The organism is Streptomyces apocyni, assembly GCF_009739465.1.
Taxonomy (GTDB): Bacteria; Actinomycetota; Actinomycetes; order Streptomycetales; family Streptomycetaceae; genus Streptomyces; species Streptomyces apocyni.
On record NZ_WHOM01000078.1, the window covers coordinates 109,004 to 126,110 of the forward strand.

General features: G+C 69.3%; 20 protein-coding genes and 1 tRNA gene. 5 read left to right on the forward strand and 16 right to left on the reverse strand.

Going from position 1 to position 17,107, the window contains the following annotated elements; translation table 11 throughout:
• Position 1: 1 nt before the first annotated feature.
• Complete coding sequence (locus tag GCN81_RS29065; protein WP_156727529.1) at positions 2-1,123, reverse strand: MraY family glycosyltransferase; 1,122 nt, start codon at positions 1,121-1,123, stop codon at positions 2-4.
• Positions 1,124-1,610: 487 nt separating this feature from the next.
• On the opposite strand from GCN81_RS29065, the gene GCN81_RS29070 reads away from it, so the two are divergent.
• Both GCN81_RS29070 and GCN81_RS29075 read left to right on the forward strand, forming a co-directional pair.
• Positions 1,611-3,887 (forward strand): (Fe-S)-binding protein, encoded by a 2,277-nt coding sequence (locus GCN81_RS29070; RefSeq protein WP_156727530.1) that lies wholly within the window; start codon positions 1,611-1,613, stop codon positions 3,885-3,887.
• Positions 3,888-4,157: 270 nt separating this feature from the next.
• Positions 4,158-5,129 carry a Yip1 family protein gene (locus GCN81_RS29075; protein WP_156727531.1) on the forward strand — a complete coding sequence of 324 codons (972 nt, stop codon included), beginning with the start codon at positions 4,158-4,160 and terminating at the stop codon, positions 5,127-5,129.
• Positions 5,130-5,202: 73 nt separating this feature from the next.
• On the opposite strand, the gene GCN81_RS29080 is transcribed toward GCN81_RS29075, so the two are convergent.
• Entirely contained in the window at positions 5,203-6,852 is a 1,650-nt protein-coding gene (locus tag GCN81_RS29080; protein ID WP_156727532.1) for a choice-of-anchor I family protein, read from the reverse strand.
• A gap of 122 nt (positions 6,853-6,974) precedes the next feature.
• Positions 6,975-7,550 (reverse strand): dCTP deaminase, encoded by a 576-nt coding sequence (gene dcd, locus GCN81_RS29085; protein ID WP_156727533.1) that lies wholly within the window; start codon positions 7,548-7,550, stop codon positions 6,975-6,977.
• Positions 7,551-8,040: 490 nt separating this feature from the next.
• Here dcd and GCN81_RS29090 point away from each other — a divergent pair.
• A tRNA-Gly gene (locus GCN81_RS29090) sits at positions 8,041-8,114 on the forward strand.
• A 51-nt stretch (positions 8,115-8,165) separates the two neighbouring features.
• Here the strand turns inward: GCN81_RS29090 and GCN81_RS29095 are convergent.
• From GCN81_RS29095 to GCN81_RS29150, 13 genes are all read right to left on the reverse strand, one after another.
• A complete protein-coding gene (locus tag GCN81_RS29095; protein ID WP_156727534.1) occupies positions 8,166-9,353 on the reverse strand; it encodes a tyrosine-type recombinase/integrase in 1,188 nt (395 codons plus the stop codon).
• Positions 9,353-9,565, reverse strand: coding sequence for an excisionase family DNA-binding protein (locus GCN81_RS29100; RefSeq protein WP_156727535.1), 213 nt, complete (start codon positions 9,563-9,565; stop codon positions 9,353-9,355). The genes GCN81_RS29095 and GCN81_RS29100 overlap by 1 nt, the downstream gene beginning before the upstream one ends.
• Positions 9,558-10,949, reverse strand: coding sequence for a replication initiator protein RepSA (gene repSA, locus GCN81_RS29105; protein WP_156727536.1), 1,392 nt, complete (start codon positions 10,947-10,949; stop codon positions 9,558-9,560). Before repSA ends, GCN81_RS29100 begins: the two co-directional genes overlap by 8 nt.
• A complete protein-coding gene (locus tag GCN81_RS29110) occupies positions 10,942-11,130 on the reverse strand; it encodes a hypothetical protein (protein WP_156727537.1) in 189 nt (62 codons plus the stop codon). The genes repSA and GCN81_RS29110 overlap by 8 nt, the downstream gene beginning before the upstream one ends.
• Before the next feature lie 92 nt (positions 11,131-11,222).
• A complete protein-coding gene (locus GCN81_RS29115; protein WP_156727538.1) occupies positions 11,223-11,591 on the reverse strand; it encodes a SpdD-like protein in 369 nt (122 codons plus the stop codon).
• 22 nt (positions 11,592-11,613) lie between these two features.
• Positions 11,614-11,769 carry a hypothetical protein gene (locus tag GCN81_RS32095; protein ID WP_197287827.1) on the reverse strand — a complete coding sequence of 52 codons (156 nt, stop codon included), beginning with the start codon at positions 11,767-11,769 and terminating at the stop codon, positions 11,614-11,616.
• A gap of 18 nt (positions 11,770-11,787) precedes the next feature.
• A complete protein-coding gene (locus tag GCN81_RS29120; protein ID WP_156727539.1) occupies positions 11,788-11,979 on the reverse strand; it encodes a mobile element transfer protein in 192 nt (63 codons plus the stop codon).
• Between the two features lie 32 nt (positions 11,980-12,011).
• Positions 12,012-12,668, reverse strand: a complete 657-nt coding sequence (locus GCN81_RS29125; protein WP_156727540.1) for a DUF2637 domain-containing protein — start codon at positions 12,666-12,668, stop codon at positions 12,012-12,014.
• A gap of 79 nt (positions 12,669-12,747) precedes the next feature.
• Entirely contained in the window at positions 12,748-12,951 is a 204-nt protein-coding gene (locus tag GCN81_RS29130; RefSeq protein WP_156727541.1) for a hypothetical protein, read from the reverse strand.
• A 2-nt stretch (positions 12,952-12,953) separates the two neighbouring features.
• A complete protein-coding gene (locus GCN81_RS29135) occupies positions 12,954-13,157 on the reverse strand; it encodes a hypothetical protein (RefSeq protein WP_156727542.1) in 204 nt (67 codons plus the stop codon).
• On the reverse strand, positions 13,154-13,345 hold the full coding sequence (locus GCN81_RS29140; RefSeq protein ID WP_156727543.1) for a hypothetical protein: 192 nt from the start codon (positions 13,343-13,345) through the stop codon (positions 13,154-13,156). The genes GCN81_RS29135 and GCN81_RS29140 overlap by 4 nt, the downstream gene beginning before the upstream one ends.
• A 94-nt stretch (positions 13,346-13,439) precedes the next feature.
• Complete coding sequence (locus GCN81_RS29145) at positions 13,440-14,795, reverse strand: FtsK/SpoIIIE domain-containing protein (protein WP_156727544.1); 1,356 nt, start codon at positions 14,793-14,795, stop codon at positions 13,440-13,442.
• Between the two features lie 3 nt (positions 14,796-14,798).
• Complete coding sequence (locus GCN81_RS29150; RefSeq protein WP_156727545.1) at positions 14,799-15,155, reverse strand: SCO3933 family regulatory protein; 357 nt, start codon at positions 15,153-15,155, stop codon at positions 14,799-14,801.
• A 157-nt stretch (positions 15,156-15,312) separates the two neighbouring features.
• Here GCN81_RS29150 and GCN81_RS29155 point away from each other — a divergent pair, with 157 nt between their 5' ends.
• The gene (locus GCN81_RS29155; RefSeq protein WP_156727546.1) at positions 15,313-15,633 is read left to right on the forward strand and encodes a putative quinol monooxygenase; all 321 of its coding nucleotides are present in this window, start codon (positions 15,313-15,315) and stop codon (positions 15,631-15,633) included.
• Positions 15,630-16,868: a helix-turn-helix domain-containing protein gene (locus tag GCN81_RS29160; RefSeq protein WP_156727547.1), complete on the forward strand. Its 1,239-nt coding sequence runs from the start codon at positions 15,630-15,632 to the stop codon at positions 16,866-16,868. The genes GCN81_RS29155 and GCN81_RS29160 overlap by 4 nt, the downstream gene beginning before the upstream one ends.
• Positions 16,869-17,107: the final 239 nt, after the last annotated feature.

Below are 17,107 nucleotides of genomic sequence, written 5' to 3' on the forward strand. Positions count from 1 at the left end.
GTCAGCCCCTTGCCAGGTCTGCTGCGGACTGTGGTGGTACGTCGTCGGCCCGCCGCCGGAAGCCGTGCCCGGGGAGCGGGAGCCGTACGCCGCTCGCCCTGGGTGCCGAGCGGGCCGAACGCGGGGCGGCGACCCGGCCAGGCGGGCTGGGAGGCAGCGGCGGCGCCCCTCCGCCCGCACCCGGCGCCCGCGTCCTGGACGTACGGGGCGATGCCCCAGCCCCGTACACCCGCACCGCGAGCAGCCCCCCGACCGCCAGCAGCAGGACACCCGCCAGCGGCAGTACGGCGGCGGGGCCGAGCGTCCCGCGGTGCACCAGCAGGCCCGTCAACGTACCGGCGACGGCGAACACGGCGAGGACGACGGCCGTCCCCTGCGCGGTGAGCCCGACGCGGCGCAGCCGGTACGCGATGTGGTCGGCGCCGACAGGCGGCAGCGGACGCCCCGCACGCCGACGGGACAGCCGGGCGAGCAGGGCCAGCACGACGTCGGCGCTGACCACAGCCGTCAGCGCGAACAGCGCGGCCACGCTGGGCAGCGCCGGGTGGCCGACGTGCACCAGGATCGCGGCCGACGCGAGCAGGAAGCCCAGGAAGCGCGCACCACAGGTACCGAGGTGAATCCGGGCCGGCTGCCAGTTATGGACGAGGAAGCCCCCGACGGACGCGGCCAGCACGCTCAGGACCAGGGCGAGCCCGGCGAGCCCCGCGGCGGCCGCGCCCAGCGCGAGCCCGATCGCGGTGACGACGCCGACCAGGCCCGCCGCCCCGTCCGCGTGGTCAAGACCGCCGAAGGCGTGGGTGACGAGGACGATCCAGAGGACGGCGAGTGCCCCGCTGAGCGGCGTGAGCCCGCTGCCGTACACGACGGCGATCGCGGCCGCGGCCTCGACGACCAGCTGTGGCCGGGCGCGCAGCGGGCGCAGATCGTGTACGAGCCCCAGCAGGGCCACCACGCCAGCGGCCGTGAGCAGCGTCAGCGTGCGCGGGCCGGGCTCCAGCGCCGTACGGCCGACGCAGACGGCGCAGAGCACGCAGACGAGCAGCGTGCCGACGGCGACCGCGACACCGCCGATGCGGGGTGTCGGGCGGCCAACACGCCCGCCCGGCCCAACACGAGGCACGCGAACAGCACGACCGACACCACCGGCACCACTGGCACCACCGGCACCACCGGCACCACCGGCACGACCTGTCCGACCGTCCCGACCTGTCCGACCAGCCCGACCAGCCCGATCAGCCCGACCGGCCCGTCCCGTCCGATCGGCAAGCCCGACCCCGGCCCACAGGGCGAACCTGCGCACCAGTCCAGTAAGTACAGCGGTAAGCAGCAGGGCGCCGAGCGCCGCCGCGGTCCCATAGAGCACGGTGACAAGCTAGCCCTAAATGTCGCAATATGTGGTGAATAACACGATCGGAATCATCAAACAAACCCCTGACCGAACACGCTCGCCACACACCAAGGCAACCCTCAGCGACGCAGATCACCGCGACCCTGGCTACAGTGCGGCGTGATAAATGGGTACCCTCAGACGGACTGCATAAGTTACTGCTTAGTAATCGACCTGAAGCCCACCAAAGCCCCACCTCGCAGGCCCGAGGAGCCCCCAAATGCAACTCGCCGCGATCATCGTGTCGCTGACCCTGACCGCGGTCGGCGTCGCCTTGCTAGGCCGCGCCATCGCGCAGTTCGCGCGCTACTTCCGGCTCGGCCAGCCCGTACCGGCCGGGACGCGGACTGACAATCCGTACCAGCGCAGCGTCACCCTGGTCCGGGAGTTCCTCGGGCATACGCGCATGAACCGATGGGGCGTCGTCGGCATCGCCCACTGGTTCGTGGCGATTGGCTTCCTGACGCTGCCGCCGACGATCATCACGGCCTACGGCCAGCTGTTCAAGGCGGACTGGACGCTCCCCGTCATCGGCACCTTCCTGCCGTACGAGATGTACATCGAGTTCATCGGCGCGATGACCACCCTCGGCATCCTCACGCTGATGGCCGTCCGCCTGCTCAGCCTGCCTTCGCGGGCGGGCCGCAAGTCCCGGTTCACGGGCTCCAAGATGGGCCAGGCGTACTTCGTCGAGTACGTCATCTTCATCATCGGCTTGGCGATCATGGTCCTGCGCGGCCTGGAGGGCGCGCTGCACCACGTCGAGGGCTACGACGCCGCGTACTTCGCCTCGTACCCGCTGGTCCTGCTCTTCGACGGCATGAGCGTCGGAACGCTGCAGAACCTCGTCTACTTCTTCGCGATGATCAAGCTGGGCACCACCATGGTCTGGATGATCACGGTGAGCCTCAACACCAACATGGGTGTGGCCTGGCACCGCTTCCTCGGCTTCCCCAACATCTGGTTCAAGCGCGACGCGGACGGCGGAACCGCTCTCGGCGAGCTCCAGCCGATGACGTCCGGCGGCAAGCCAATCGACTTCACCGACCCGGGTGAGGACGACGTGTTCGGTGTCTCCCAGGTCGAGCAGTTCTCCTGGAAGGGCCTCCTCGACTTCTCCACCTGTACGGAGTGTGGCCGCTGCCAGTCGCAGTGCCCCGCCTGGAACACCGGCAAGCCGCTGTCCCCGAAGCTCCTGATCATGTCGCTGCGCGACCACGCGCACGCCAAGGCCCCGTACCTGCTGGCGGGTGGCGGCAAGACGATGGAGGGCGAGGAGAAGGCGAGCGAGGAGCAGCTGAAGGACGTCCCCGCCGCCGCGCTCGCTGAGGCCGAGCGCCCGCTGATCGGGACGCTCGAGGAGAACGGCGTCATCGACCCGGACGTGCTGTGGTCCTGCACCACCTGCGGCGCATGCGTGGAGCAGTGCCCGGTCGACATCGAGCACATCGACCACATCGTCGATATGCGCCGCTACCAGGTGATGATCGAGTCCAGCTTCCCCAGCGAGGCGGGCACGATGCTCAAGAACCTGGAGAAGAAGGGCAACCCCTGGGGTCTGGCCAAGAAGCAGCGCCTGGAGTGGACGAAGGAGGTCGACTTCGAGGTGCCGGTCGTCGGCAAGACGATCGAGGACCTGACCGAGGTCGAGTACCTGTACTGGGTCGGCTGCGCGGGCGCGCTGGAGGACCGGGCGAAGAAGACCACCAAGGCCTTCGCCGAGCTGCTGCACATGGCGGGCGTCAAGTTCGCGATCATGGGCGGCGACGAGAAGTGCACCGGTGACTCGGCACGCCGCCTGGGCAACGAGCCGCTGTTCCAGGAACTCGGCATGGAGAACGTCGCCACGCTGAACGCGGCCTTCGGCGAGGACGACGAGGACGAGTCGACCAAGAAGCCGAAGACGGCGAAGAAGATCGTCGCCACCTGCCCGCACTGCCTCAACACCCTCGGCAACGAGTACCCGCAGATCGGCGGCGACTACGAGGTCATCCACCACACCCAGCTGCTCCAGCACCTCATCGACGAGGGCAAGCTGATCCCGGTGACGCCGGTCGAGGGCCTCATCACGTACCACGACCCCTGCTACCTGGGCCGCCACAACAAGATCTACACGCCGCCGCGCGAGATCATGTCCGCCGTGCCCGGCCTGCGCCAGCAGGAGATGCACCGGCACAAGGAGCGCGGCTTCTGCTGTGGCGCCGGTGGTGCGCGGATGTGGATGGAGGAGCGCATCGGCAAGCGCATCAACACCGAGCGCGTGGACGAGGCGCTGTCCCTCAACCCGGACATCGTGTCGACGGCGTGCCCGTTCTGCCTCGTCATGCTGACGGACTCGGTCAACGGCAAGAAGAACGACGGCCAGGCCAAGGAGGCCCTCCAGGTCGTGGACGTCGCGCAGTTGCTGCTCGACTCGGTCAAGGCTCCGGCCGACACGCCGCCTCCGGCGGGGGAGGCGGAGGGCGCGGACGCGCCGGAGCCGGAGCCTGTGAAGTAGCTCCATACGGCGCATAGAGCGCACACAGCGCATACAGCGCATACAGCGCATACAGCGCATACAGCGCACACGGCACATGAGGGAGAGGCGAGGGGTCGCCCGACGTACACACGGTCGGGCGGCCCCTTACTCGTGTCCGGGTGTACCCCGCCGGGTACGCGCCGGGTACGCGCCGGGCACCCCTTAGGGGTTGTCACAGGTCGGCCGCAAACCACCCCTCTTCGGGCCTCCCCGCACCACCACCCAGCAGGACCAGGTACGTTCGTTGACGTGGCAGGATTCAGGATCGGACGCGGCCGGGACAACCGCTCACAGCAACCGCGACCGCGGCAACCCTCGCAGCAGCAGCAACAGCCGTACGGCCAGCAGTCGCCGTACGGCGGCCCGCCCGCGCACCCGCAGCCGCACCCGTACCCGCAGCAGGGGCGACCGGGCACGCCGGGCTACCCCGGCCAGCCGCAGTGGCCCCAGGCAGGCGGAGCGCACGGCGGCGGGGCCCGGGGCGGTGGGGCCCACGGCGGCGGCGCGCACGGTGAGCCGGAGTACTTCTCGGACCCGTACCAGCCGAGCGCGCCCGCGCCCCACGACCCGTACGCGGCGAGCAACAACCCCGGCCACACCCAGGCGTTCTCCCTCGGCGACGACCCGTACAGCCAGGGCGAGACCTACCGCGCGGGCACCACACCCGCGCCCCCCGTCGGGCCGCGCCTGCACTGGAAGGACCTGCTCAGGGGCGTGGTCCTGCGCCCCGGGCCGACCTTCCTGCAGATGCGCGACTACGCGCTGTGGGGCCCGGCCCTCATCGTCACGTTCCTCTACGGCCTGCTGGCGGTCTTCGGCTTCGACGAGGCCCGCGACGAGGCGATCAACTCCACCCTCGCCACCACCGTCCCGATCGTCCTGACCACGGGCGTCGCGATCGTGCTCAGCGCCCTGATGCTGGGCGTGGTCACCCACACCCTGGCCCGCCAGCTGGGCGGCGACGGCGCCTGGCAGCCCACGGTCGGCCTGTCCATGCTGATCATGTCGCTCACGGACGCGCCCCGCCTCCTCTTCGCCATGTTCCTGGGCGGCGACGCGTCGTTCGTGCAGGTGGTCGGCTGGGCGACGTGGCTGGGGGCGGGCGCGCTGCTGACGCTGATGGTGAGCAAGTCACACGACCTGCCGTGGCCGAAGGCGCTGGCGGCGTCGTCGATCCAGCTGATCGCGCTGCTCTCGATCATCAAGTTGGGCACGTTCTGAGAAGCTGAACGGCAGCTGCGCGGCAGCTGTGCGGCAGCTGTGCGGCAGCTGTGCGGCGGGCGGGGCCGGTGTCCTAACCCACCTGGTAGATCGCCGTCGTGCCCGACACCTCGTGGCCCACGACCAGCAGCGGCTTGCCGTTCGGGCTGTCGGCGGCCGGGATGAAGTGCAGGCCCTCGGGGGCGAGGTCGCCCGCCGTGCCCGCGGCCGGGTCGCCGGTGAAGTCGCGGGTGCTGAGGTGACCGGCGAACTTCGGGCTGCGCGGGTCGGTCAGGTCGTACGCGACGATCCCGCCGACGCGCTCAAGGCCGACGAAGGCGTACGGGGTGCCGTTCACCGTTCCCGTCGTGAGGCCCTCGGGCTCGGGGCCCTTGGCGTCGCTGCGGGAGTCGAAGTTGTTCTTGGAGTTGGTGCTGTTGAAATGGTCGGGGTGCAGGCGTGCGGTCAGCTGCTCGAAGTCGTCGCCCGAGTCCCAGACCAGGCGGCCCTTGGCGTCCCGTACGGAGAACGACCGGCCGCCGAAGGCGTGCAGCTCCGTGACACGGCCCGCGGCGTCACGCGGCGAGGACGACGTCACCGCGAGGCGGCCGAGGGCGGCGTCCTGTCGCAGCTCGGTGGCGTTCGGGAAGACGGTGGGGGACAGGTCGAGGTCCTTGACACGTACCTCTTCCCCGTAGCAGGCGTAGTCGCGGGCGTCGCCTTCGTTGGCCACGACCGTGTACGGCTTCCTGCCCTTGCCCTTGCCCTTGCCCTTGCCGGAGGTGAACGCGGCGATCGAGTCCGGCTGGTACATGCCCTTCACCGGCCACTGGGCGATGTTGACCCCGCCGTCCTTGTCCGACGCGTCCAGGCCGTTGCCGGGCAGGCTGTGGTCCTTGAGGCCGAGCGGCTTGATCTTGCGGACCTTGGCGTGCTTGAGGTCGACGATGGCCATGGCGTTGTTCTCCTGCAGCGTGACCCACGCCGTGCGGCTGTCCGCCGAGACCGCGACGTACTCGGGCTCCAGGTCCTGGCTCGCGGACGCGCCGGGCCCGGTGATCCGTACGCCCGCCGCGCGCAGCTTCGCCGTCTTCCGCTCGCTGTCCCACTTCTCGAAGCCCGCCGTGCGTACGGTGCCGCGCCGCACGTCGATGACGCTCACCGAACCGACCGGGTCGACCGCCCCCTCGCCCGCTCCCTCGCCCGCGCCTTCGCCCGCGCAGTACGAGTCCGGCTCGCCCTCGTTGGCGACGACGACCTGCCGTCCGTCGGGGGTGAACGTCGCCATGTCGGGCAGCGCGCCCACGGTCACCGTACGCAGCTTCTTGCCGTCGGCCGCGCGGAAGAACGACACCGTTCCCCGGTCGGTCTTCCGCTCCGCCTGCTGCGCCACCGCGACCAGGCCCTTGTGCACCGCCACGCTGTTGGCGCCCGGAGTCGCCAGCTCGCCCGTCTTACGGGGCTGGGCAGGGTCGCTGATGTCGAGGATGTCGACCGTGCCCGCCTTGGCGTTGACCGTGAACACCCGGCGGGTGTCCGCGTCGTACGCGGTGATTTCCGCGGCGCTCTCGTCGAACGAGCCGGTGGAGTAGCGGCCGAGGAAGGCAAGATCGAGGCCGACGCCATCCTGCCGACCAGCGGCCATCTCGTTCTCGTTCACGGCGGTGGCGGTCAGGGGCGACAGCGCGGTGGCGCCGATGACTGCGGCGGCGGCCACGACAAGTATGCGGTTGCGGGGTCTCATAGCGCCGCATCGTGCTGCACGCCCGGCGACGGTAGGTGAAGCGCGACCCCGCACCGGGTTAACGCGAGCCCAACGATCGCCCGCGGCGATCGCCGCCCTCGCCCTCACTCACCCGCTCTCACTCACACCTGAGTCCGATGGAACTGAAGAAACGACCGCGAAGCCGTAGGCCCGCGCTGCCCCTGATAACGGGACCCGTACCGATCACTCCCGTACGGGAACTCGGCCGGTGACGACAACCGGAACATACACAGCTGGCCGATCTTCATCCCTGGCCACAGCTTGATCGGGAGCGTCGCGAGGTTCGACAGCTCGAGCGTCACATGCCCGGAGAACCCGGGGTCGATGAACCCGGCGGTCGAGTGCGTGACCAGCCCCAGCCGCCCCAGGCTGGACTTGCCCTCCAACCGGCTGGCCAGGTCGTCAGGCAGCGAGATGACCTCGTACGTGGACGCGAGCACGAACTCCCCCGGGTGCAGGATGAACGGCTCGTCGCCCTCGGGTTCGACCATCCTGGTGAGGTCAGCCTGCTCGACGGCGGGGTCGATGTGCGGGTAACGGTGGTTCTCGAACACCCGGAAGTAACGGTCAAGCCGCACGTCGATGCTCGAGGGCTGCACCATGGATTCGTCGTACGGATCGATCCGCACCCGTCCGGCGTCGATCTCGGCCCGGATGTCTTTGTCAGAGAGAAGCACGCCCTGAGGATACGCAGGGCGCGCGGGCCCGCCGCAATCCGACTCCGCGACAGCCCCACGCGCCCGGTCCTACCTACGTACGCGCTCCCTACCCTCTGGCCCGCTCCACCGGCACAGAATGCCGCAGCCGAGCACAACGCGGGCAGCGGAGCAGCCGCCCAGGCCCGATGCGCTCGGCACCGAGCTGCTGCATCGGGAACGAAGCGGTGCTGAATACGTGCCCCTCGGCACAACGGACGACGGTGCGCTCCATCAAGTCCTCGAGCCCTTCCCCAGTAAGTCAGTGGGTCACCAACGACGAACGCCCACATTACGGGATGAAAGGGACGCCACTCCAGGCGGCACTCCGCCCCTCACGCTACGCCCCAACTCCCGCCCCGCGCACCCACTTCCCCACCCCGAACGCCACGAAGACCCCGCGGCAGATACACCGGGGGCCTTCGATGAGGTATCGTTTCCGAACGATGCAGCCGAGCACGGCTCGCTTCGCGCGGGTGTAGTTTAATGGTAGAACATGAGCTTCCCAAGCTCAGAGCGCGAGTTCGATTCTCGTCACCCGCTCCAGCAGAAAGCCCCAGGCCAGCGGCCAGGGGCTTCTTTGTTGTCTAGACCCATCTAAGAGTCCCGTGCCCGTTGCGTGCCCGATGCTTGATCATCCGGCTTGGCGTTGGCCTTCTTCCGCTTCTTCTTCGCGACCTTCTTCCGCTCGGAACGCACCATCTTGTCCAGACCGCCAGCAACCTCCTGCTGACGCTCCCCGTCCGAGTGCTGATAGATCAGAGCAGCCTTTTCGGAGGACTGCCCGGCGCGCACCATCGTGTCCTTCAGCGTGGCCCCGGATCGGGTCGACAGCGTGTGTCCGGTGTGACGAAGATCGTAGAAGCGGAACCCGTCCGGCATCCCGACCTTGGAACGAGCCTTGCGCCACTTCCGGCCGAAGCTGCTTCGCCTGAACGGAGCACCCCTCTCCCCGACGAAGAGCAGTCCCTCTGGGCCCTTCTCCGCGTACCAGTCGAGGTGACGCCTGAGATCCGTACGCAGGAACTCCGGGAGGACCACGTACCGCTTGCCTGCTTCCGACTTGGTGTCGCCGATGGCCCTCCGACCGGTCGTCAGCTCGGGAGCGGCCTTGCGGACGCAGATCGTCATCGTGTCCAGGTCCACGTCCTTGCGCCGGAGTTCAGCCTGTTCCTCAGGACGCAGCGGCCCGTATGCCCCGAGGTAGACCATCAGCCGCCACCGGACCCCGATCGCGTCGGCGAGCGCATCGACCTGGTGGACACTGGCGATCCGCCGCTCAGCCGCAGACTCCTTGCCCGCACCGCGAATCCGACACGGGTTTCGGCGGATCAGCTCATCGTCGACAGCGGTCTCCAGGATCGCCTTGAGCAGCCGGTAGCACTTGGCGACCGTGCTGTCGGCCCCTGTCGAGTCGAGCCGCTCGGAGCGCCAGGCACGGACCCGAGGCGCGGTGATCTCGTCAAGGTCCAGGCTTCCGAAGGTCGGGAAGACGTGCAGCCGTAAGTTCCGCCGATACAACTCATCCGTAGTGGCCGCGAGACGCCGTTCCTTGACCCACTTGAGCGCGTACTCCTTGAAGTTCACCGCGCCCGCGTCAGGATCTACCCAGTCGCCCCCGCGCACCTCGGTCTGCTTCTCCGCAAGCCAGTCGTCTGCGTCGCCCGAGGTCTCGAAGGTGATCGGCGCCGGGCGGTCGACGCCATCGGGCCCCAGGTAACGCGCCTGAAAGCGGCCAGAGGGGAGCTTACGGATGCGGCCAAAGCGCCGCTTCTTGCCAGCCATCAGGTAGCCCTCCTGTAGCGGGTCCGCCGACGCCGCACGGGCTCTACGGTGTGGGTTTCGATGTAGTCCCGTACGGCGCTCTCGGGGATACGGACGTGACGCCCGACCTTGACGTACCTGATCCGGCGTTCCTCGATCAGGCGGCGGGGGAAGCGGACCGTGGTGCCGAGGACTTCGGCGACCTGAGTGACGCTGAGGTAGCGGTCATTCATGGCTCTGGTCCCCTTCCAGTTCCAGGTCACGCTGGTCGGCGAGGGCTTCGCGGGCGGTTTCGCGGTTGGTGCGGATGTCTTGCGCGATTGATGCGGCGAGGGCGGATTCGCCGGGGGTGTGGCCGTGTCCGGCGTATTGCCAGTCGGCCAGGACGAGGACGGTGTCGGGTTCGGTGTCGTTCAGGCCGTGGGCTTGGCGTTCTTGGGTGGTGCGGTAGTCGGCTCTGATCTGGCGGAGCGCGCCGAGGGTGGTGGAGTAGCGGCGGGACTTGGTGGAGAAGTGGCCGCGGAAGCCGAGCATGTGCGCCCACGCCCACAGGCGCCGGTCCGGGTAGAGCGGATCGAGCCGTTTGCAGGCCTCGATCAACCGTCGGGCGTGGTCGGGCACCGCGTGGCGGTCGAGCTCGGCGATCTCGCCGATGCGCCGGTCTAACGTGCCGGTGGTCTCCGCGGCTTTGGTGGCGTACTTGGCGACGTACGAGGCGACCGCCTGCTCGGTGATGTCGGTGCCGTCGTCGAAGGCGTGGATGGGCCGGATGTCGAGCTGAGCACCCCAGCGGAAGGCACGGACGGGCTGATCGGCGGCCGCGGGGACAGTGATGGTGGTGTAGGCGTGCGCGGCAGCCGCCCGGATCGCGTCGGTGAGCAGAGCAACGGTGGCCCACGCGGGCGGGGCATCTTCGGGTCCGTCGGGTCCGTCGAGGCGGAGCACGGCATGGAAGTGGATCGCGCCGCGCTTCTGGAATTCGGCGACCTTGCCGTACGACAGCCGGGCGGTGTCCGTGAGTTGGCGTTGGGTGATCCCAGCGCGGGCGGCGATCTCGCGGCGTAGCCGGTTGATGAAGCGGTGCCACAGGTCCCCGGTGTGGTTGTTGAACAGCACCGTCCCGGTGTAGTCGTACGACTCGGGGTCGAGCGCGGTACCGAGTACGGAGTCGTCCTCGCCGTGCCGGGTACCGCAGCGACACCGGCCGCGGTCGGGGCGGTTGTGGACGGGTCCGAAGGAGGGGGCGGTGAGGGTGGCGAACACGCGGGGGTGGTCGCGGACGGTGGCGGGGATGTGTTTGCTCGGGTCTCCGGCGAGTCCGGCGCGGATCAGGTGGTAGGTGTCCCCGGCGTAGGTGTAGGCGCAGGCCGGGCAGCGAGAAGCACGGCGGTTGCCGCAGGCGATCCGCAGCCGACCACCCGGCTCTTGCTGGGTGGAGTAGTGGTGCAGCGTCTGGCCGGTGGCCTTGTCCTTGGCCAGACTCCAGCCGGTCAGGTGCACGGGGTTGGCGCAGCCCCCGGTGCGGCGGATCTGCTCGCGCCAGCGGTCGAAGCCGGGGTCCGCGGCTACCCGCAGGACGTCGCCCAGGACGACCGGGTCCAGGAGGGGGTCAGACACGGGCCACCTCCCGCACCGACGCGGCGAGGGGCTGGGTGCCGGTGCCGTGGCAGGCCGGGCAGTGCGCAACGACGGTGCGCAGGTGGCCATGCCGGTTGCGGCCGCCCAGGGTGATGGCCACCGCGGGGAAGCCGTCGCAGTTCGGGCAGATCCGGGCAGGCGCCTGGTCGAGCTCGGGCATGATGGAGGTTCCTTCCGGTTGAGAGATCGGGCAGGGGCTGGGCCGTCCGGGGCGGCGGAAGCTTGGCGGTGAAAGCCGCCCCGGAGGGCCGGTCAGCGTCGCTTGGGCGCCGGGGGCTCGGTGGTCAGCAGTGAGCGGATGACCAGGGCGCAGATGGTGAGCGAGACGCCGGTAACGGCGACCGCGAGCAGCAGCGAGACCAGAACCGCGCCGACGACGAGCACCGTGGCGGTGCCACCGATGACGACAGTGATCAGGGCGCCGGGGGTGAGCTGCACTCCAGTTCGGGACGGCACCGGCACGGCGGGCGGCGGAGCCGGGTGCTGGCAGGAGCACAGGGCCGCAGCGTGCGGAGCCGGGACGTGCGCGTGGGGGTGCTGGTCGACCGCGGTCGCGGTGGTGATCAGCGGGATGGTTTCGCCGGTCGGGGTCGGATTGGCCGGGATGCGGGGGTGGAGCATCAGGTTCTCCCTCCAGGGTGGGTTACTTGGTGGCGGAGTCGATGACCGGGGCGAGCAGGCTGTCGGCTAGGAGGTAGCCGCCCGCGAGCAGCACCAGGACGAACCACAGCGGCGGGCGGATCAGCTTGATGCCGAGGTAGCCGATGATGATCAGGGCGAGCCAGAGCGGCACAGACATGACGAACTCCCTTGCCAGTCAGCGGACACGGCAGCGGTGGCCCTGGGCAGCGACCTCGACCGCGGTGACAGTGGCGTGCTCCACCGACCAGCCGCAGTCCTCGGCGCCGCAGGAGGCGACATAGGTGATCTGGCCGCGGCGAGTGTGGGCGGTGCCGACGGTGATCGGGCCCTTCTGGCTGAGCTTGCGGATGATGTAGCCGATCGGCATGACAGTCCTTTCCTTCCGGGTGGTGGTGCGGGTCAGGTGAGTTGAGCGGCGATCGCGTCGGCCATCGGGGCAGGGACCCCGAGCCGGGCGCGCAGCATGTCGGGGTCGATCGCGGCGCCGGTCCGGGCGCGGTAGTCGTCGGCGACCTTGCGGGCATGCGCCACCAGCGCCGACGGAACCTCCACCGCGGGCTCAGGCGCGGACTCGGGTGCGGAGACCGGCAGCGCCGGAACCGGCTCAGCGTTCTCCACCTCAGGTGCAGGCGCAGAGTCCGTGGGCAGCTCGACCGGCAGGTCGGGCCGGGGTGCGGGCTTGGGGGTGCGATCCGGGGTGGGGGTGTGGGCGAGGAGGGTGCCGCCCAGGAAGGCCAGCGCGGGCCATCCAGCCACCAGGAACCGCAGCCAGGCCGGAGGCTCCGAGAGGTCCAGAAACCCCGCGGTGGCGACGTTCGCCCCGAGCGAGGCGATCAGCGCGATCAGGAACCAGCACCAGGCCAGCCGGGCGGGTCCACCGGTACGCAGGCGGCGCCAGGCGACCACGAGCAGCAGGTCGACGCTGACCGGGTAGGCCCAGGCTTTCCAGCCGGACTGTCCCGCGGCGGCGGCGATGTCGTGCAGGTGGGCGAAGGACAGCGCACCGGCAATAACCGCCTGTACGAGCACGGCGTCGAAGCGGAACGTGGGGCGCATCACGGGTCCTCCTTCCATCGGGTTGGGCCGGGCACGGGGCGGGGAGCGATGTCCAGCCGCCCCGTGCCCAGGAACGGGATCAGGCCGGGGGCCTGGTCGTGTCCGGCGGCGGGGCTTGGCCGGTGCCGAAGCAGCCCAGGCACATCCCGTTCTGTGCGCCGACCACGCGCCGGTTGCGGCCGACCCGGACCGGGACCGGGACCTCGCCGGTGCCCTTGCACGGGCCACACTTGGCGGTGGTCGGTCCGCTCGCCGGGGTCTTCGGCATCCGCTTGGTAGCCATGCTCAGCACTCCCCGTCCCCGTCGTCGAGCGGCGGGAGGCCGTACCCGGGCGGGGCGATGTCCACCGGCAGCGACAGCGCCAGACCGGCGCCGACGATGTCGGTGAAGTGCTGATCCGCGGCGGGGTGTTCGGCGTACAGGCACAGGTCCCCGAGCATCAGCACGGTGCGATTCAGGTCCTCGCAGCGCCAGCACATGACGCTCACCGGTCCGTGCGGGGGTAGTCGTGCCCGGCAGGCGGGTAGGTGCCCTGCTCTTCGCGCTTGCTCTGCTCCAGCAGGGAGTTGACGACGAGGCTGGCGAACTCCACGTCGGAGCCGGAGCCTTCGCCGTAGTCGGCGGCGTCGCTGATGAGACGGGCGCTGCGGTCGTAGTCGTCGGTGCGACGGGACACGTGATCTCTCCTTCGGTGGGGCCTTTTTCGGCATGGAACAGGTAGGGACCTGGCGCGAGACGGTCACGCCGACCGGTGGAACAGAGGGGTGGTGTCAGGCGGCCTTGACGGTCTCGACCGCGGTGGGCGCCGTGATGGGCGCGGCGGGGGCCAGCGGCCGGAAGCGGACCAGCTCCGGCAGGTCCGGCGTCAGGTGGGCGTGCCGGTTGCAGGCGTTGACGGCCTGGCGGACCGAGATGTGCGGGGTGCGGATGCGGGTCCACTCGCCGGTGGAGTAGCCCACCACGGCCATGCCGGGCCGGTGGTTGGGGATCTGGGTGGCGGCGAACACCGCATACGGCGAGATGTCCCCGAACGCCATCTTCGCGCTCGACTCGTCGTTGACCCGGTGCGCGGTCCGGCCGGTCAACTGGGCACGCAGCATGGTGATGCCATCGCCGAGCTCGGAGCCGAAGCGCTGCCCGTACAGGTCCAGGAACACCCCCGCCGCACGGCCGAGCTGAGCCAGGCGGACCAGGGCGGTGATGATCCGCTCCCGGCGCTTCTTCTCCGCCACCGTGCTGAACAACGCCAGCTCCGCGACTTCGTCGATGGTCAGCAGCACCGGCACCGGCCGCAACGACTCGGGCAGTCCCCAGATGTCCGCGGTGATCTCCGCATCCGGGATATCCGCACTGATCCGCTGCTCGCGGCGGATGATCCGGTAGATGCCCTCCATCCGCACCACCAGCGCCTCCAGCAACGCCGCGGCGTCGTCGGGGTTGTCGGCCAGGGCAGAGAAGCGCCGCGCCATCGGGGCCAGTTCCACGCCCTGCTTGCAGTCGATACCGACCAGCGCGATCGGCAACGCCGCCAGCTCTTTGATCACTTGGCGTTGGTAGACGGACTTCCCGGACTGAGTGGCCCCCAGCGTCACCGAGTGCGGCGTTTGGCGGTAGTCCCGGTAGTGCACCGTGCCGTCCTCACACAACGCCACCGGCACCCGCAGCCCAGACCGTTCCACCTTGGCGGGCATCTGCACCCGCTTGAGGACGTCATAGCCAGTCATCGAGATCTCCACCACGCCCGGTTTGATCTCGCGGGAGGTGACCTGATGGACCGCGAAGGAGTGCCGCAGCCGGTCCGCGGCGGCGGAGAACTCGAACGCGTCCTGACCGGGCCGCATCTTGATCCGCAACCGCAGCCCGGTCCGGGTGGGGACCAGCCGGATCAGCCGCGGAACCCGCTGCCGCGGGATCTCCCAGCCGAACATGCGACACACCGCGAGCCGCAGCCGGGTGACCGGGACGGTCAGCTGACAGGCGTCCATCACGGCCACATACCGCACCCGGACCCGGACGATCGCGAGCAGGATGCCGAAGGTGAGCCAGTACCAGGCCGGACGCCGCCAGCGCAGCCACACCGCCACTCCGACCAGGGCCAGGGCGAGGCCGAGCAGTAACCAGTCCATGGCTCAGGCCGCCTTCGGCTTCGTCGCGCCCGCGGCCAGCGAGGTGACGGCCACCGCGCGGAAGCTGATCCCGTGCCGCTTCTGCCCGTTGAACTCGTTCTCCCACGGACGCGCCACCACACCGGTCAAGCCGACCGGGGTGCCCATGGTGAGCTCACCGGTGATGCCCGGCTCGGGGACCGTCAGGGTCAGGATCTCGGCAGTGCCGTCCATCACGAACATCACGTCGACCGTCATCAGCGTGGCGCCGGTCTCGCGGTCGGTAGCGACCTCACCGGTCTGACGGTTCGCAATCTTCGGCTGCGGAGGCTGCGCCACCATCACAGCGGCGGTCGAGACATCTACAGGGATCTGACGCATGAGCGTCGCTCCTTCGCGTAGCAGGTAGCTACCTGGATCACTCCAGGTAGCAGCTTGACTACGAACGTACTCGCAGCGTTTCTGTGAGTCAAGAGATTCTGCTACTCGTAGGAAGTCTGCGTTCCTGCAAGACTGGCTGCGACTGAGAGGAGTGCACATGAACGAGGGATTCGGGCTGGTCGTCCGCTTCACGCTGCGCGACGAACGGGCAGCGGGGGCGTTCGATGAGCTGTGCGCACGCACCCTGGAAGGGATCAAGGCGAGCGAACCGGGCACGCTCACGTACGTCACGCACACCCCCGAGGGCGAGCCGATGGTGCGCGTGTTCTACGAGCTCTACGCCGACCGCGCGGCGTTCGACATGCACGAGGCGCAGCCGCACACCAAGCACTTCCTTGCCGAACGCGAGCAGTACCTTGCAGGTGTCGAGGTGACGTTCCTCGATGCGATCGCGGGGAAGGTGGCAGTTCAGCAGTGAGTTCCGAGGAGCGGCGCGTCTTCGGCGCGCGAGTGGCCGACCTGCGCAAGCAGCGCGGCCTGACCCAGAGCGAGTTGGCTGCGGCGATCGGGCGTACGGCGAGCTGGCTTTCCCAGGTGGAACGGGGAATCCAGCCGGTCAACCGCCTGGATGTGCTGCGTCTGCTCGCCGACGGCTTGGGCGTGCCGCTCCAGGTCCTCCAACCCGATGCACCCCCCGCAGCAGAACCGGAGCCGACCACACCTGTCGAGACGAACGATCTCGACCAGGCCCGCCTGGTTCTCTCTGGGCATCCCGCGGTGGACGTGCTACTCAGCCCGCGCGAGGACTTCCGGCCGAGCGTGATGGCCGACCTACGCGAAGCGGCCGAACGGATCTGGGACCTGACGCACACCGACCAGTTCGCCGAACTAAGCGCTGCACTAGGCCCGTTGGTTCCGCGCCTGGAACGAGCGACCCGAACGGCACCGCAGGAGTACCGCGCCGAGCTGCACGGGCTGAGCGCCCGCACCTACCAGGCTCTGGCAGCGGCCTTCGTCCGGCAGAACGAGCCAGACGCGGCGTGGGTGGCCGCGGACCGCGCCATCCGCGAAGCCGAGCTGTCCGGGGAGCCCCTGGGTGTCTTCGCCGGGATCTACCGTCTGGCCCACGCATTCGTCCGGCTCAAGCACCTTGACCAAGCCGAGCACGCCACGACCACGGCAGTGAACGCGCTGAGGCGGTACGTAGACGATCACGAGCCGACGCCGCAACACCTATCCGTGCTCGGCTCCCTGCACCTGATGCTGGCGCTCATCCACGCCCGAGCCGGTGAGCGGACGAGCGCCCGCAAGCAGATCCAGCAGGCCCGCGCGGTCGCCACTCAACTTGCTGAGGACCGGAACGACTTCAACTTGGAGTTCGGCCCGACCAACGTCGAGATTCAGGCAGTCTCCACCGCTGTAGAACTCGGCGACGCAGGCGAAGCCCTCGACATCGGCGAAGACCTAGACGCGAGCGGTCTATCCGTCGAACGCCAGGCGCGACTCCTGATGGACCTAGGGCGCGCACATACCCAGCGGCGACACTTCGGCGATGCGCTCAACTACCTACTCAAGGCCGAGGACATGGCACCCGAGATGATCCGGACGCACATCGCGGCACGAGACACAATCAGGGAGCTGATGCTCGTAGCAGGTCGGGCGGCCTCTGACGAGCTGCGTGCCCTTGCCGAACGGGCCGACGCCCTGGCGTAATCGATCATGGCTTGGCCGACGGGCCACAGCCGCACACCGAGACGCGTAGGCGTATCCGGCCAACGGGCCTTGGACCAGACGTTCCGGATCACCGCGCGGACAGAGTTTCCCTACTTCATCAAGGCTCGCTCCGCTCGCGGCCGCCTGATCACCCGAAGGCGCCAACCACCCTTGCCCAGAGGCGTTAGCCCCGGTGACGCGGGCGAGCCCACGGGCGTCCGTCGCCACGATCCGACCTA

Bases quoted from the DNA above. Each gene is read 5' to 3' on its own strand.
- GCN81_RS29100 (WP_156727535.1), bottom strand. From the start codon at position 9,565: ATGAATGACCGCTACCTCAGCGTCACTCAGGTCGCCGAAGTCCTCGGC.
- GCN81_RS32095 (WP_197287827.1), bottom strand. From the start codon at position 11,769: ATGTCTGTGCCGCTCTGGCTCGCCCTGATCATCATCGGCTACCTCGGC.
- GCN81_RS29150 (WP_156727545.1), bottom strand. From the start codon at position 15,155: ATGCGTCAGATCCCTGTAGATGTCTCGACCGCCGCTGTGATGGTGGCG.
- GCN81_RS29070 (WP_156727530.1), top strand. From the start codon at position 1,611: ATGCAACTCGCCGCGATCATCGTGTCGCTGACCCTGACCGCGGTCGGC.
- GCN81_RS29130 (WP_156727541.1), bottom strand. From the start codon at position 12,951: ATGGCTACCAAGCGGATGCCGAAGACCCCGGCGAGCGGACCGACCACC.
- GCN81_RS29125 (WP_156727540.1), bottom strand. From the start codon at position 12,668: ATGCGCCCCACGTTCCGCTTCGACGCCGTGCTCGTACAGGCGGTTATT.
- GCN81_RS29145 (WP_156727544.1), bottom strand. From the start codon at position 14,795: ATGGACTGGTTACTGCTCGGCCTCGCCCTGGCCCTGGTCGGAGTGGCG.
- GCN81_RS29110 (WP_156727537.1), bottom strand. From the start codon at position 11,130: ATGCCCGAGCTCGACCAGGCGCCTGCCCGGATCTGCCCGAACTGCGAC.
- GCN81_RS29155 (WP_156727546.1), top strand. From the start codon at position 15,313: ATGAACGAGGGATTCGGGCTGGTCGTCCGCTTCACGCTGCGCGACGAA.
- GCN81_RS29095 (WP_156727534.1), bottom strand. From the start codon at position 9,353: ATGGCTGGCAAGAAGCGGCGCTTTGGCCGCATCCGTAAGCTCCCCTCT.
- GCN81_RS29115 (WP_156727538.1), bottom strand. From the start codon at position 11,591: ATGCTCCACCCCCGCATCCCGGCCAATCCGACCCCGACCGGCGAAACC.
- GCN81_RS29120 (WP_156727539.1), bottom strand. From the start codon at position 11,979: ATGCCGATCGGCTACATCATCCGCAAGCTCAGCCAGAAGGGCCCGATC.
- GCN81_RS29080 (WP_156727532.1), bottom strand. From the start codon at position 6,852: ATGAGACCCCGCAACCGCATACTTGTCGTGGCCGCCGCCGCAGTCATC.